This is a genomic window from Streptomyces sp. NPDC056600 (genome assembly GCF_042792855.1).
Lineage (GTDB): Bacteria > Actinomycetota > Actinomycetes > Streptomycetales > Streptomycetaceae > Streptomyces.
In genome coordinates this window covers 64101-77962 of sequence record NZ_JBHTVQ010000039.1, presented here as the reverse complement: position 1 = coordinate 77962, position 13862 = coordinate 64101, and the positions used below count along the sequence as shown (strand labels likewise).

The 13862-nt window shown below is 74.4% G+C and carries 13 protein-coding genes; 4 read left to right on the top strand and 9 right to left on the bottom strand.

Annotated elements, in window-relative coordinates:
- Positions 1–209: 209 nt before the first annotated feature.
- Positions 210–1352: a glycosyltransferase family 4 protein gene (locus ACFRAV_RS20045; protein ID WP_382557427.1), complete on the bottom strand. Its 1143-nt coding sequence runs from the start codon at positions 1350–1352 to the stop codon at positions 210–212.
- 44 nt (positions 1353–1396) lie between these two features.
- Here ACFRAV_RS20045 and ACFRAV_RS20040 point away from each other — a divergent pair, with 44 nt between their 5' ends.
- Positions 1397–2722, top strand: coding sequence for a glycosyltransferase 87 family protein (locus tag ACFRAV_RS20040; protein WP_382557424.1), 1326 nt, complete (start codon positions 1397–1399; stop codon positions 2720–2722).
- Positions 2723–2731: 9 nt separating this feature from the next.
- On the opposite strand, the gene ACFRAV_RS20035 is transcribed toward ACFRAV_RS20040, so the two are convergent.
- From ACFRAV_RS20035 to ACFRAV_RS20010, 6 genes are all read right to left on the bottom strand, one after another.
- Positions 2732–3496 (bottom strand): endonuclease/exonuclease/phosphatase family protein, encoded by a 765-nt coding sequence (locus ACFRAV_RS20035; protein ID WP_382557422.1) that lies wholly within the window; start codon positions 3494–3496, stop codon positions 2732–2734.
- 11 nt (positions 3497–3507) lie between these two features.
- Complete coding sequence (locus tag ACFRAV_RS20030) at positions 3508–4461, bottom strand: ROK family glucokinase (protein ID WP_382557419.1); 954 nt, start codon at positions 4459–4461, stop codon at positions 3508–3510.
- A gap of 53 nt (positions 4462–4514) precedes the next feature.
- Positions 4515–4994 (bottom strand): DUF5304 family protein, encoded by a 480-nt coding sequence (locus tag ACFRAV_RS20025; protein ID WP_382557418.1) that lies wholly within the window; start codon positions 4992–4994, stop codon positions 4515–4517.
- 85 nt (positions 4995–5079) lie between these two features.
- Positions 5080–6258 carry an ArsA family ATPase gene (locus tag ACFRAV_RS20020; RefSeq protein WP_382557416.1) on the bottom strand — a complete coding sequence of 393 codons (1179 nt, stop codon included), beginning with the start codon at positions 6256–6258 and terminating at the stop codon, positions 5080–5082.
- A gap of 20 nt (positions 6259–6278) precedes the next feature.
- Positions 6279–6722: an SRPBCC family protein gene (locus ACFRAV_RS20015; protein WP_351114403.1), complete on the bottom strand. Its 444-nt coding sequence runs from the start codon at positions 6720–6722 to the stop codon at positions 6279–6281.
- A 93-nt stretch (positions 6723–6815) separates the two neighbouring features.
- Positions 6816–7634, bottom strand: a complete 819-nt coding sequence (locus ACFRAV_RS20010) for a metallophosphoesterase (protein ID WP_382557413.1) — start codon at positions 7632–7634, stop codon at positions 6816–6818.
- Positions 7635–7940: 306 nt separating this feature from the next.
- On the opposite strand from ACFRAV_RS20010, the gene ACFRAV_RS20005 reads away from it, so the two are divergent.
- Positions 7941–9740 (top strand): AMP-dependent synthetase/ligase, encoded by a 1800-nt coding sequence (locus ACFRAV_RS20005; protein WP_382557412.1) that lies wholly within the window; start codon positions 7941–7943, stop codon positions 9738–9740.
- Positions 9741–9892: 152 nt separating this feature from the next.
- Here the strand turns inward: ACFRAV_RS20005 and ACFRAV_RS20000 are convergent, their stop codons facing one another.
- Positions 9893–10516, bottom strand: coding sequence for a hypothetical protein (locus ACFRAV_RS20000; protein WP_382557409.1), 624 nt, complete (start codon positions 10514–10516; stop codon positions 9893–9895).
- On the bottom strand, positions 10509–11315 hold the full coding sequence (locus tag ACFRAV_RS19995) for an alpha/beta hydrolase (protein ID WP_382557408.1): 807 nt from the start codon (positions 11313–11315) through the stop codon (positions 10509–10511). Before ACFRAV_RS19995 ends, ACFRAV_RS20000 begins: the two co-directional genes overlap by 8 nt.
- A 174-nt stretch (positions 11316–11489) precedes the next feature.
- Here ACFRAV_RS19995 and ACFRAV_RS19990 point away from each other — a divergent pair, with 174 nt between their 5' ends.
- On the top strand, positions 11490–12242 hold the full coding sequence (locus ACFRAV_RS19990; protein WP_382557435.1) for a lysophospholipid acyltransferase family protein: 753 nt from the start codon (positions 11490–11492) through the stop codon (positions 12240–12242).
- Positions 12243–12631: 389 nt separating this feature from the next.
- Complete coding sequence (macS, locus tag ACFRAV_RS19985; RefSeq protein ID WP_382557433.1) at positions 12632–13834, top strand: MacS family sensor histidine kinase; 1203 nt, start codon at positions 12632–12634, stop codon at positions 13832–13834.
- The last annotated feature ends 28 nt before the right edge of the window (positions 13835–13862 follow it).

Here is a 13862-nt window from a genome sequence, read left to right as displayed (position 1 = left end):
TTGGGCGCACCCCGGATCGGACGGTGGCTGAGCGCACCAAGCCTGGACGGTGGGCGACAGAGGCCCTGGCAACGGCCGGGCGCACCCGGGCCCGGGACGGCGGCCGAGCGCGGGTCGCGGGGCTGCGGCCGGCGCTCCGCCGCCTCGGCGGCAGCCAGGCGCGCGGCCCCGTCCCGGCCGCACCGCGCCCCGTCCCGGCCGCTCCGCGGTCAGAGCAGGTCGCGGAGGCGGTCGGCGAGGAGGTCCCAGCGCCACCGCTCCTCGACCCAGGCGCGGCCCCGCTCGCCCATCCGGCGGCGCAGCTCCGCGTCGCCGAGCAGCGTGACGATGCGTTCCGCGGCGTCCCCGGGCGAGCCGCCGGGGACCACCCAGCCGGTCTCCCCGTCGAGGACCGCGTCCGGCGCGCCGCCGGAGTCGCCGGCCACCACCGGCAGGCCCGTCGCGGACGCCTCCAGGTAGACGATGCCCAGGCCCTCGACGTCGAGGCCGCCCCGCCGGGTCCGGCACGGCATGGCGAACACGTCGCCCGCCCCGTAGTGGGCCGGCAGCTCCGACCACGGCACGGAGCCGGTGAAGACCACCGAGCGCTCCACCCCGGTCTCCCGGGCGAGCTTGCGCAGGTCCTTCTCGTACGGGCCGCCGCCGACCACCAGCAGCACCGCGTCCGGCTCGGCGGCCAGGATCAACGGCATCGCCCGGATCAGCGTGTCCTGCCCCTTGCGCGGCACCAGCCGCGACACGCAGACCACCACCGGCCGGTCGGTGAGCCCCAGCCGGGCGCGCACCTTGTCGCCGCCGGAGCCCGGGTGGAAGGTCTTCTCGTCGACGCCCGGCGGCAGCTGGACCATCCGCGCGGCGGCCTCCGGCGTGAGCGCGTCGGCGATCCGCGAGCGCGTGTACTCGCCCAGGTAGGTGATGACGTCGGTGGACTCGCCGATCCGCCGCAGCAGCTGCCGGGCCGCGGGCAGCTGCGCCCAGCCCGCCTCGTGCCCGTGGGTGGTGGCGACCAGCCGGGTGGCGCCCGCCTTGCGCAGGGCCGGGGCCATCAGGCCCAGCGGGGCGGCGGCGCCGAACCACACCGAGGTGCAGCCGTGTTCGCGCAGCAGGCCGACGGCCCTGCGGGTGGCGCCGGGCGTGGGCAGCAGCATCGTGGTGCGGTCCCGCACCACCCGGAACGGCTGCTCCGCGTCGAAGGCCGCGGTGGCCTCGACCCCTTCCCGGCCGCGCTTCCAGGTCGAGGCGTACACCACGAAGCGCTCCGGATCGAGGCGCAGCGCGATGTTGTGCAGGAACGCCTGGATGCCGCCGGGGCGCGGCGGGAAGTCATTGGTCACGATCAGCGTCTTGTGCATCGCGGACGACCCTATCCAACGGGCGCATGGGGAATCATGGCCGCATGCAGACCAAGGGCCCCACGCACCCCCCGTCCGCCCCCGCCCCCGCCGCCGGCCCGGCGCCCCGCCCGGCGGCCGCCCTGTGGGCCCTGTGGCTCGCCTCGCGGGCGGTGCTGCTCCTGCTGGTCTTCAAGGTGTGGGTGATGCCCGGTCCGGACGTCACCTCCGACGTCCACGTGACGTACCAGAACTGGTACCGGGTGCTGGGTGAGGGAACGTTCCCCCAGACGGACATCACCTGGCAGTACCCGCCGGCCGCCGCGCTGGCGATCCTCTCCCCGGCCGTGCTGCCCTGGCTGGAGTACGCGCAGGCGTTCTTCGTCCTCGCCTTCCTGGCCGACGCGGTCGGCTTCGCGCTGCTGCTGCGGGCCGGGCGGGGGAGCGGACGCTCCCGGCACGGCGCCTGGGTGTGGACGGCCGGCGTGCCGCTGCTCGGCCCCACGGTGTACGCCCGCTACGACGTGATGGTCACCGTCGTCGCCGTCGGCGGCCTGCTCGCCCTGGCACGCCGGCCCCGGCTGGCGGGGGCACTGATCGGGTTCGGCGCGATGCTCAAGGTGTGGCCCGCGCTGCTGCTGGCCGGTGTGGTCCGCAGGACCACCTGGGTGTGGACGGTGGTCACCGCGGCCGTGGTGGCGGCCGGGTTCGCGCTGGCGATGCCCGGGGCCTTCGCCTTCCTCACCTTCCAGCGCGACCGCGGCACCGAGGTGGAGTCGCTGGGCGCGCTGGTCCTGCACGTCGCCCGGCAGTACGGGTGGCAGGGCCAGGTCCTGCTCAACTACGGCTCCATGGAGTTCATCGGCCCGCACGTGGAGACGGTGAGCCGCGGGGCCATGCTGCTCACCGTGGCCGTCTTCGGCTGGCTGCTGTTCTGGCGCTGGCGGGGCCGGCCCGGGGCGCTGAAGGCGTCCGCGGAACGGATCGTGTGGGGACCGGCGGTCCCGGCGCTGGCCGGGCTGGTGGCGGTCCTGATGTTCACCGTCACCAGCCGGGTGATCAGCCCCCAGTACCTGGTGTGGCTGGTGGGCGTCGCCGCGGTGTGCGTGACCTTCCGCGGCAGCGGGGTGGGGCCGGCCGCCTGGGTGCTGGTCGCCGCGAGCGGGGTGACGCTGGTGGAGTTCCCGCTCTACTTCGGCGACGTCGTCGGCAGCACGCCGCTCGGGCTCGGGCTGCTGTTCCTGCGCAACGGGCTGCTGGTCGCCGCGACCCTGATGGCCGCCGACCGCCTGTGGGAGGTCACCGTGGGCGGCGCGGACGCCCCCGAGCGGGACGCCGAGGGGCCGGCCGGCGAGGCGGAGCCTCCGCGGGAGTCCGTGCGGACCGGCTGAGCCCGCCCGTCAGGACGCGGGCACCCGCAGCGCGGCCAGGACCGGGAGGTGGTCGGTGGCGGCGCGGAGGTCGGACGGGGCGAGGCCGGGCAGGTCCGTGGGGACGCCGCAGCCGAGGACCTCGATGCCCGGGGTGGTGAAGAGGGCGTCGATGCGCTGGACCGGGTCGTGTGCGGGCGAGGTGAACTCGCCGCCCCACGGGGCCGCCGGACGGCAGTCCCGCAGCTCGGCCGCGACCCGGCGGAAGGTACGGCCGCCGGGCCGCTCGTTGAGGTCGCCGCCCGCCAGGACGTGCGGGACCCCCAGCGAGCGGACCCGCTCCAGCAGCATGCCCCCCTGCTCGTACCGCTCGGCGGACCGCAGGGAGAGGTGACAGCTGAGGACGCCGAGCCGGGTGGCGGGCCCGAACCGCACCACCGCCGTCGCGAACCCCCGCCGGTGCAGGCCGGGCGTCACCGGCAGCAGCACGTCCTCGGTGCGCTCGACCGCCGTCCGCAGGGAGCACAGCAGGGCCGGCCCCGCGGCGGGGGCGCCGCCGGAGAGGACCACCAGGCCCGACTCGCGGGCCAGCCGGGCCAGCCGCCCGCGCCAGCCCGTGAACCGAGGAGCCTCCTGCACCAGCACGAGGTCCGGAGCGCAGGCCCGGATCACCCGGGCCAGCGCCGCCGTGTCGTCGCGCATCGACCGCACGTTGTAGGACAGCGCCCGGACCACGGCCGACCCGTCGGCCTCGGTCCCAGGCGCCGGAAGCGGAACAGGCGCGTCGGCCGTCACCGTGCGCGGACCTACATCGGGGCCGCGGGCTGCCGGGCCAGGTCGGCCGCGCCCACCAGGCCCGCCTTGCCGCCCAGCGTCGCCGCGTTCACCTCGGCGACCGGACGCCAGGTGCCGCCGACCAGCCAGCGCCGGTAGGACTTGCGGACCGGCTCCATGAGCAGCTCGCCCTCGTCGGAGAGGCCGCCGCCGATGATGAAGGCCTCCGGGTCGAAGAGCGAGGCCAGGTCGGCCAGGCCCGCGCCGACCCAGCGGGCCAGCTCACGGTAGGAGTCCACCGAGACCCGGTCGCCCTCACGGGCGGCGGTGGAGATGTGCTTGCCCTCGATGCCCTCGGGCGTGCCGTCGCCCAGGGAGAGCAGCAGTTCGGCGTTGCCCGGCGTGGCCAAGGCGCGCTGCTTCGCGTAACGGACCAGGGCGCGCCCGGAGGCGTACTGCTCCCAGCAGCCCTGCTTGCCGCAGCCGCACTGCAGGCCGTCCGGCACCATCCGCATGTGGCCGAACTCGGCGGCCACGCCGAAGTGACCGCGGCGCAGCTTGTCGCCGATGATGATGCCGCCGCCCAGGCCGGTGCCCAGGGTGATGCAGATGACGTTGTGGTTGTCCCGGCCGGCACCGAACCGGTACTCGCCCCAGGCCGCCGCGTTCGCGTCGTTCTCGACGACGACGGGGAGGTCCACGCGGGCCTCCACCTTCGCCTTGAGCGGCTCCTGACGCCAGTCGATGTTGGGCGCGAAGTAGACCGTGGCCCGCTGCCGGTCGACGTAGCCGGCGGCGCCGATGCCCACGCCGACGATCTGGTGGCCGGCCCGGGCGCCGTCCACCGCGGACGCGATGGCGTCGACGATGGCCTCGGCCGTGTCGGGGGTCGGCACCTTGAAGGTCGAGAGGATGTTGCCATCCTCGTCGACGACTCCCGCCGCGATCTTGGTGCCGCCGATGTCGACGCCGATGGTGAGTCCCATGTGTCCCTCGGTAAATGGTCGTGCCCGCTGGGGCTTACCGTACCGGAGGGCGATCAGTCCACGTCGATCCGCTGTCCTCCGGCGGGCCCGCCGTCCTCGCCGTCGTCCTCGGGACGGTCGGCGGCCGGGGCCCGGGAGGAGCCGCCGGGACGGCCGGCGGGAGGCTCCTCACCTGCGGTCCAGCGGCGTTCCTGGGACTGCACGGCACTGCGGTAGGCCGCCAGCAGCTCGGAGCCGGCCGCCGACAGATGACGGAAGACGTCAGGGTTGCGCTCGACCACCGGCTCCACCGCCGCCCTGGCCTGCCGCACCACCTGCTCGGCGGCGCCCAGCAGCTGCGCCTGCCCCTGGAAGGAGGCCAGCCGGTCGGCGACCGCGGAGGCCAGCTTGCGCAGCTCCTCGGCGGCCGACCCCGTCGCCTCGCCGGCGCCCCGGCGCTCGCGGTGGCGTTCCTGCTCGGCCCGCAGGTCCTCGGCGCAGGCGTCGGCCCAGGCGTCGGAGTCGCCGGTGCGTCCCTCTGGCTTCTCGCTCATCCCGGACCCTTCTCCCGTTCCTCGTCGTGCCCCGCTCGACGGGGCTCGGACACCTTCGACGGTACCGCCAACACCGCCACGCCGTTCAGCGCTCGGCGGAAGGGCGGGGCCACACCGCGGGGTCGGGGACGAACCGCACGGCGAGCACGCCCTCGCGCAGCGCCGCCCCGGTCACCGCGCAGCGGCGCAGCGCCGGGGGCAGGGCGAGGGCCCGGCGGAAGCGGCCCGCGGCGAGCAGCAGCTCGTCGCCCCGGCGGACCAGCTCCAGCTCCTCGCGGACCGCGCCGGGCAGCGGGATCCGCCAGACCAGGGAGCCGTCCTCGGCGGTCCGGTCCTCCACCGGCCGCTCGACGGCCCAGGGCCCGGCCCACCCGGCCCCGGGGGACGTCGCGGTGGCGTCGGCGCCCGGCACGCCGAGGGCGGTCAGGTCGTCTGCGCCGCGCGGCTCACGGCCCAGGTGCGGGACGGGACGGACGGGCAGGCCCGCCGCGGCCCACTCGTCGAGGGCCTTGCGCTGCTGGGCGGCGAGCGTGGTGAGCCAGGTGTCGGTGCCCGCGTCGGGCACCACCCGGGTGGCCAGCAGCGCCCCGGGGCGCAGGCCGTGCAGGGCGAGGCCGAGCACCGCGGCGCGCACCGCCTCCAAGGCGGACGGTCCGGGCTCGGCGGTCAGCCGCACCTCGGCCCGCCCCAGCAGGTCCTCGACCTCGGCGAGCCGCTCCTCCCAGCGGGCGGCGGACTCGTACAGGCGCTCCGAGGGCATCGGCACCCCGGCCAGCCGGCCCAGCAGCGGCCGCAGCGCGCGGGCCGCCTGCCGCTCCTGCGGGAGCAGCCGGCGCAGGTAGCGGCGCAGCTCGCCGGGCAACGCGAGCAGCGCCAAGGCCTCGGGGGTGGCGGGGAGGTCGGCGACCAGCAGGTCGTGGGCGCCGGAGCGCGCCGCCTCGCGCAGGGCCGCCAGGACGGCGAGCTCGCGGGCGCCGGGCAGCGGGGTGATCTCGTCGCGCTCCAGCGGGCGCGCGCCGAGCAGGTCGAAGGCGGCTCCGGCCTGCCCCTGGAGGGCGGCGAGCACGTCGCGGAACCCCTCGGCGGGGTCGGTCCGGCGCACGGCGAGGCCGGGCACGTCGGCCGGGACGAGGCCCCCGGGCAAGGCGTCGTCGCAGGTCAGCAGGAGGGTACGGGCGCCCTCGCGGGCGGCGCGCAGGGCGGTGGCGGCGGCCACCGTGGTCCGGCCGGATCCGCCGGGCCCGGTGATCAGCAGGGTCCGCATGAGCGGGGGGAGGCCCGGTCCTAGGCCGCCTTCGACTCGACGCGCTTCTTCAGGCCGGCCAGCGCCCGGTCGATGATGACCTTCTCGGCCTTGCGTTTGATCATGCCCAGCATGGGGATCTTGACGTCCACGGTGAGGGTGTAGGTGACCTCGGTGGAGCCGTCGCCCAGGTCGCGCAGGGCGTAGGTGCCGTCGAGGGAGCGCAGCATCTGCGACTTCACCAGCGTCCAGGACACCTCGTCGGCGCCCTTCCAGGTGTAGGCGAGGGTCTGGTCGTCCTTGATCGCGCCGGCGTCCATCACCAGCCTGACCTGCTCCGCGCGGCCCTGGCCGTCGGTCGCGACGACCTCGGCCTCCTTCACCTCACCGGTCCACTCGGGGTAGCGGGCGAAGTCGGCGATCACCTCCATCACAGCGGCCGGTGCGGCCCCGATGGTGATGTTCGAGCTGGTGTGTTCCGCCATCGCCGTAGCTCCTCCAGATCCGGCCGGGCAGGTCTGCGGTTGCAGGCTACCGCGCGCGGGGAGACGGTCCGGAGCCGCGTCGGGGCGGGGCGCTCAGAACTCCAGGGCCCACGGCCGGCCGGTGCTCGCGAAGTGGCCGACGTTCACGCACTCGGTCGACCCGACGCGCATCCGCTGCCGCAGCGGCTGGTGGACGTGGCCGAAGAGCGAGTAGCGGGGCCTTGTGCGGCGGATCACGTCCAGCAGGGCGCGGCTGCCGCGCTCGAAGCGGCGCGCCACCGTGTCGTAGACCAGGTCGGGGACCTCCGGCGGGATGTGCGTGCACAGCACGTCCACCTCGCCGAGCGCGGCCAGCTTGGCCTCGTACTCCTCGTCGTCGATCTCGAACGGGGTCCTCATGGGGGTGCGCAGGCCGCCGCCGACGAAGCCGAAGGTCCAGCCGCCTATCTCCACCCGCTGCCCGTCCAGGACGGTGGTGCCCTCCTGGACGTACTCCGGCCACAGGCCGGGGACGTCGACGTTGCCGTAGGTGGCGTACGTCGGAGAGGGCATGGCCGCGAACATCTCCGCGTACTGCCGGCGGACCGCCCGCTCGATCAGCACCGAGCGGTCCTCGTCCTTCGCCGCCCACAGCGCCGCCTGGAACTCCCGCGCCTCCTCGAAGCGGCGGGCGGTGCGCAGCGCGACGATGCGATCGGCGTTCTCGCGGCCGAAGAGGTCGCCGAAGATGCCGCGGGAGTGGTCGGCGTAGTCCAGGAAGAGGATCAGGTCGCCGAGGCAGACCAGCGCGTCCGCGCCGTCCTTCGCCCTCGCCAGGTCACGGGTGTTGCCGTGCACGTCGCTCACCACGTGCACGCGGGTGCTGCGGGTGCCGGGGCGCTTGACCCGGTCACCGAGGGGTGTCGCTGCCATGCCGACGAAGCCTAGGCGTGTGGTGCAACCGTGAACAGAGGCGGTCGGACCTGCGGTTACTCTGGCACCTCAAGAATGGCGTGGACTACTGTGCGCAATGGAACACCAGTCGTGTGACGCGGCGAACATCGGAGCCGGACGCTCTTTCGGAGCGAACCTACCCAGGAGTAACGTCCGGACAGTCCCGTAGTGCCAGGTCCAGGGGCGGACCATGTCCCCACCCCTGGCGGCACGCGCCCCAGCCATGGACCGCACCGTCGCACTCACACAACGTCGTGGCGTCGGCGCCAATGAGGAGCAGCAGTCTTGCGCGAGTTCAGCCTTCCGGCTCTCTACGAAGTCCCCGCGGACGGCAACCTGACCGATCTGGTCCGCAGAAACGCCGCGCAGCACCCGGACACCGCGGTGATCGCCCGCAAGGACGACGCCGGCGCCTGGCAGGACGTCACGGCCAAGAGGTTCCTCGACGAGGTGCACACCGCGGCCAAAGGCCTCATCGGCGCGGGCGTGCAGCCCGGCGACCGGGTGGCGCTGATCTCCCGCACCCGCTACGAGTGGACGCTGCTGGACTTCGCGATCTGGAGCGCGGGCGCCGTCACCGTGCCGGTCTACGAGACCAGCTCCCCCGAGCAGATCCAGTGGATACTCGGCGACTCCGGCGCGACCGCCGTGGTCGTGGAGACGCCGCTGCACGCGGCCGCCGTGGAGCAGGTCCGCGCGGCCCTGCCGGAGCTCAAGCACGTCTGGCAGCTCGACGACGGCGCCGTCGAGGAACTCGGCCGGCTCGGCCAGGACGTCTCCGAGGACACCCTCGAGGAGCGCGGCCGCTTCGCCAAGGCCGACGACCCGGCCACCATTGTCTACACCTCCGGCACCACCGGCCGCCCCAAGGGCTGCGTGCTCACCCACCGCAACTGGTTCGCGGAGGCCGGAAACGCCGTCGAGCGCCTCGGCCCGCTGTTCGACACCGGCCGCTGCTCCGTGCTGCTGTTCCTCCCGCTCGCCCACGTCTTCGGCCGCCTGGTCGAGATCGCGGCAATGCTGGCGCCGATCCGTCTGGGCCTGGTCCCGGACATCAAGAACCTCACCGACGAGCTGGCCTCGTTCCGCCCGACGCTGATACTCGGCGTCCCGCGGGTCTTCGAGAAGGTCTACAACTCGGCCCGCGCCAAGGCTCAGGCCGACGGCAAGGGCAAGATCTTCGACAAGGCCGCCGCCACGGCCATCGCCTACAGCCGCGCCCTGGACGACCCGTCGGGCCCGTCCTTCGGCCTGCGCGTCAAGTACAAGGTCTTCGACAAGCTCGTCTACTCCAAGCTGCGCGCCGTCCTCGGCGGCCGCGGCGAGTACGCGGTCTCCGGCGGCGCGCCGCTGGGCGAGCGGCTCGGCCACTTCTTCCGCGGCATCGGCTTCACCATCCTCGAGGGCTACGGCCTCACCGAGTCCGCCGCGGCCACCGCCTTCAACCCGTGGGACAAGCAGAAGATCGGCACGGTCGGCCAGCCGCTGCCGGGGTCGGTCGTCCGCATCGCCGACGACGGCGAGGTGCTGCTGCACGGCGAGCACATCTTCTCCGGCTACTGGAACAACGAGGCCGCCACCGCGGAGGCGCTGGAGGACGGCTGGTTCCACACCGGCGACCTCGGCACCCTCGACGAGGACGGCTACCTGCGGATCACCGGCCGCAAGAAGGAGATCATCGTCACGGCCGGCGGCAAGAACGTCGCCCCCGCGGTGATCGAGGACCGGATCCGGGCCAACGCCCTGGTCGCCGAGTGCATGGTCGTCGGCGACGGCCGGCCGTTCGTCGCCGCGCTGGTCACGCTGGACGAGGAGTTCCTCGGCCGCTGGTGCGCGGAGCACGGCAAGCCGGAGGGGACCACCCCGGCCGAGCTGTGCGACGACGCGGACCTGCTGGCGGTGATCCAGTCGGCGGTCGACGACGGGAACGCGGCGGTCTCCAAGGCGGAGTCGGTGCGGAAGTTCCGCGTCCTCCCGGGGCAGTTCTCCGAGGAGTCGGGGCACCTCACGCCGTCCCTCAAGCTGAAGCGGAACGTCGTCGCGAAGGACTTCGCCGACGAGATCGAGGCCCTCTACCAGCGCTGACCGCAGGGGCGCGGGGGCGCAGGATCCTACGCGAAAGGGGCCCGGACCATCATGGTCCGGGCCCCTTTCCCGCTTTGTTCGTCTTTCCCGTCGTCCTCCCGCCGAGAGCAGGGGCGCAGGGACGCGGGGGTGTCCCGGGTGGACGCCGTGGGTCAGACGACGGCGCCGCGGCCGGGGTCGTCGTCGTCGGGGTCCATGCGCAGGACCAGGGCGGCCGCGCCGCCCAGGAACCCGCCGACGCACACCGTCGTGAGCCACCACGACATGTGCCACCCCAGCAGCACCGCGAGCAGCAGCAGCACCGGCCCGCCGATCACCCCGAGCCAGGCGAACTTGGCCGTCGCGTCCGCCTCCGGCAGCGGCGGCGGCTCCGGCGGGACGAAGTGGTCCTCGTCCGCGGGCTCCGAGAGCTCGAAGTCCCGCGGACCGGCCGGCGGGGCCGTGGCTGTGGCCCCCGCGCCCACACCGGGCGCGAACGTCACGGACCCGCCCAGCGGCCGCGCCTCGGGGTCCGGCTCCGGCTCGGTGGCCGTGTCGCCCTCCGCGCCGGCGGGTGCGACGGCGAGCTCCGCGTCACCCCCGGTTCCGGTCCCGTCGGCATCGGGCTCCGGCAGCGCCAGGTCCTGTACGGGGCGGTACGGTCTCACCCCCGGCGGGTCCGGCGGCTCCTCGCCGTAGGAGGCGACGATGGCCTCCCACGCGGCCTTCTCGTCGAAGGCGGGAAGGTCGGGGTCCTGCTCCTGGTCCGGGTCCCGCCCGGTGCCGTCCTCAGCCAACGGGGGCCGTCCCTTCCCGGTCGCCCGGATCGCCGGGCCCCTCGCCCCGCGCCCCGGAAGTCAGCCGCTCCACGAACGCCGCGCTCTCCTCGAAGATCCGCTCGGCGTCGTTGTCCAGCGTGGCCACGTGGTAGCTGTCCTCCAGCACGATCTCCGTGGTGTCCACCGAGGAGACCCGCGCGAGGACGCGCGCCGAGTCGGCGGGGGAGACCACGTGGTCGACCGTGCTGTGCAGCAGCAGGAGCGGCTGCGTCACCTGCGGCAGCTCGCCGTCCAGCATCCGCAGGAACACGGCCAGCGAGTACGCGGCGTGCAGCGGCACCTTGGCGTACCCCGTCTCCTGTACACCCTGCTTCTTGATGTCACTGGTCAGCCCCTTGGTGGCGGGCACCAGGTGCCGCACCACCGGCAGCACCCGGGCGGCCGCCCCGTGCACCTTGTTCACCGGGTTGACCAGCACCAGACCGCTGATCGCGTCGCCGTGCTTCGCGGCCAGCCGCAGGGCGAGCGCGCCGCCCATCGACAGGCCGAAGACGAAGACCTTCTCGCACCGCGCGGTCAGCTCCCGCAGCGCGCGGTCGACCTCCGCGTACCAGTCCTGCCAGCCGGTGACCTGCATGTCCTCCCACCGCGTGCCGTGTCCCGGCAGCAGCGGCAGGGACACCGTCAGGCCACGCCCGGCGAGGTACTCCGCCCAGGGGCGCATCGACTGCGGCGAACCGGTGAAGCCGTGACAGAGCAGGACGCCGATCTCCCCGCCCTCGTGGCGGAACGGCTCGGCTCCGGGAAGGACCGGCACCTTCGGTCTCCTCGTGACTGAGTCGTGCCGCCGGGTAGCGGGTACCCGCACGGCACAGGGATGAAGTGGGTACTTCACCGTACGCGACCGTGCCTGCACCGGCCAGGGGCGTCGAGCGTTTGCCGCGGCCTCGGGATAAGGTTCGGACCCGATGCACAGGAGGGCAGTCGGGTGATCTACGAAATAATGAAGGCGATCATCGGGGCACCGGTGAAAGTCGCGTTCAGGCCTTGGGTCGAGGGCCTGGAGAACGTCCCGGCCGAGGGGCCCGCGATCCTCGCGAGCAACCACCTGTCCTTCTCGGACTCCATCTTCCTGCCCGTGATGCTCGACCGGAAGGTCACCTTCATCGCCAAGGCGGAGTACTTCACCACCCCCGGCGTCAAGGGCCGCCTCACGGCCGCCTTCATGAAGGGCGTCGGCCAGCTCCCGGTGGACCGCGAGGGCGGCCGCGGCGCCGGCGAGGCCGCGATCCGCAGCGGCATCAAGGTGATCGAGAACGGCGGCCTCTTCGGCATCTACCCCGAGGGCACCCGCTCGCCCGACGGCCGGCTCTACCGCGGCAAGCCCGGCGGCCTGGCCCGGGTGGCGCTGGCCACCGGCGCCCCCGTCATCCCGGTCGCGATGATCGACACCGAGAAGATCCAGCCGCCCGGCCGCGCGATGCCCAAACTGATGCGCCCGGGCATCCGCATCGGCAAGCCGCTGGACTTCAGCCGCTACCAGGGCATGGACAACGACCGCTTCGTGCTGCGCGCGGTGACCGACGAGGTTATGTACGAGCTGATGAAGCTGTCCGGCCAGGAGTACGTCGACATGTACGCCACCGCCGCCAAGCGGCAGCTGGCGGAGGCCGCCAAGGCCGCGAAGGCGGCCGAGCGCGCGGAGGCGACCGCCGGTTCCGCCCAGGGGCCGGACGCCGGCTGACCCGCTCCCGTGCGACCCGCGCCGGGGCACCGGGGAGACCGACGGGGGACGCGCGGCCGCACGGCCGACCTTTCGGGGACTCGACGGTCGTGGCGAGGACAACGCCGGGGGACGCGCGGGTCGTGGCGAAGTGACCGGGCCGGGACGCGCCGGGTGCACGGGGGAGCAGCCGGCCGGGGACGGGCGGGTCGAACGGGAGGACCGACCGGAGACGCGTCGGCCGTGCGGAACGGACCGGCCGGTGCGCGCCGGTCGTCGGGGGAGCCGGTCGCAGACGCGCCGGTCGTAGGAAGAGACCGGTACGGGAGCGTGCCGGTCGTACGGGGGAGACCGGCCGGAGACGGCCGGTCGTAGGGGGAGACGACGTGACGGGGGAACCCCGCGGCAGGATGTCGGTCGAGCAGCCGCTCTGGCAGGCGCTGACCGCCTACCGGGTGCTGACGATGCTGTACGCCGTCGGCCTGTTCGCCGCGGCCTACCAGCATTTCGTCCGGCCGGGCCTGGCCGTCGGCTACTACGTGGTGCTGGCGGTGTGGACCCTGGCCACCGTGCGCAAGGTCGCCGACGCCCGCAGCTGCACCCGCGCCTTCCTGGGTGTCGACCTGACGATCGCCGTCGTCGGCATCCTGCTCACCCCGCTCGCCGACTCGGCCGCCCGCATCCACGCCGGCGGGCCCACCCTGCCGTCGATATGGACCGCCGGATCGGTGCTCGCCTTCGCGGTCAAGGGCGGCTGGCGGTGGGCGGCCGTCGCCTCCACCCTGGTGGCCGCCGCCAACCTGGTGGAACGCGGCGCGCCCACCCGCGACACCCTGCACAACGTCGTCCTGGTCTGGGTCGCCGCCATCGCCATCGGCTACGTCGTCGAGGTGGCCCGCGCCTCCGAGCGGACCCTGGCCCGCGCCCTGGAGATCGAGGCCGCCACCCGCGAACGGGAGCGGCTGGCCCGCGACATCCACGACGGCGTGCTCCAGGTGCTCGCCATGATCCGCAGGCGGGCGGCCGACGGAGTCACCGGAGGAGGCGCGGACACCGTGGAACTGGTGCGGCTGGCCGGGGAGCAGGAGTCCGCGCTGCGCGCCCTGATCTCCCGCGGACTGCCCGGCCCCCGCGACGCCGCCGCGCGCGCCCTGCCGGCCGGCTCCCGCGGTGCCGCGGACGCGAACGCGGACCACGGCGAGGAGGAGGAGGACCCGGACACCCCCGTCGACGTGCGCGCCCTGCTGGCCGGGCACGCCACCAGCTCCAGGATCGCCCTCGCCGAGCCCGGCACCCCGGTCGAGCTGCCGGCCGGCGTGGCCCGTGAACTGGCCGCGGCGGTCGGCGCCGCGCTGGACAACGTCCGGGCGCACGCCGGCGAGGAGGCGCGGGCCTGGATCCTGCTGGAGGACGAACCGGACCAGGTCGTCGTCACCGTCCGCGACGACGGCCCCGGCATCCCGGCCGGCCGGCTGGACGCGGCCGAGCGGGAGGGGAGACTGGGCGTCGCCCAGTCCATCCGCGGCCGGCTGCGCGACCTGGGCGGCACCGCGGAGCTGTTCTCGGTCCCCGGCCAGGGAGCCGAGGTCGAGTTGAGGGTCCCGAAGGCCTGAGGGCCTGCGAACAGGCGAGGAGAGCTGA

Excerpts from the sequence above, each read along its gene's own strand:
- ACFRAV_RS20045 (WP_382557427.1), bottom strand. The coding sequence starts at position 1,352 with ATGCACAAGACGCTGATCGTGACCAATGACTTCCCGCCGCGCCCCGGC.
- ACFRAV_RS20040 (WP_382557424.1), top strand. The coding sequence starts at position 1,397 with ATGCAGACCAAGGGCCCCACGCACCCCCCGTCCGCCCCCGCCCCCGCC.
- ACFRAV_RS20030 (WP_382557419.1), bottom strand. The coding sequence starts at position 4,461 with ATGGGACTCACCATCGGCGTCGACATCGGCGGCACCAAGATCGCGGCG.
- ACFRAV_RS20025 (WP_382557418.1), bottom strand. The coding sequence starts at position 4,994 with ATGAGCGAGAAGCCAGAGGGACGCACCGGCGACTCCGACGCCTGGGCC.
- ACFRAV_RS20020 (WP_382557416.1), bottom strand. The coding sequence starts at position 6,258 with ATGCGGACCCTGCTGATCACCGGGCCCGGCGGATCCGGCCGGACCACG.
- ACFRAV_RS20015 (WP_351114403.1), bottom strand. The coding sequence starts at position 6,722 with ATGGCGGAACACACCAGCTCGAACATCACCATCGGGGCCGCACCGGCC.
- ACFRAV_RS20010 (WP_382557413.1), bottom strand. The coding sequence starts at position 7,634 with ATGGCAGCGACACCCCTCGGTGACCGGGTCAAGCGCCCCGGCACCCGC.
- macS (WP_382557433.1), top strand. The coding sequence starts at position 12,632 with ATGTCGGTCGAGCAGCCGCTCTGGCAGGCGCTGACCGCCTACCGGGTG.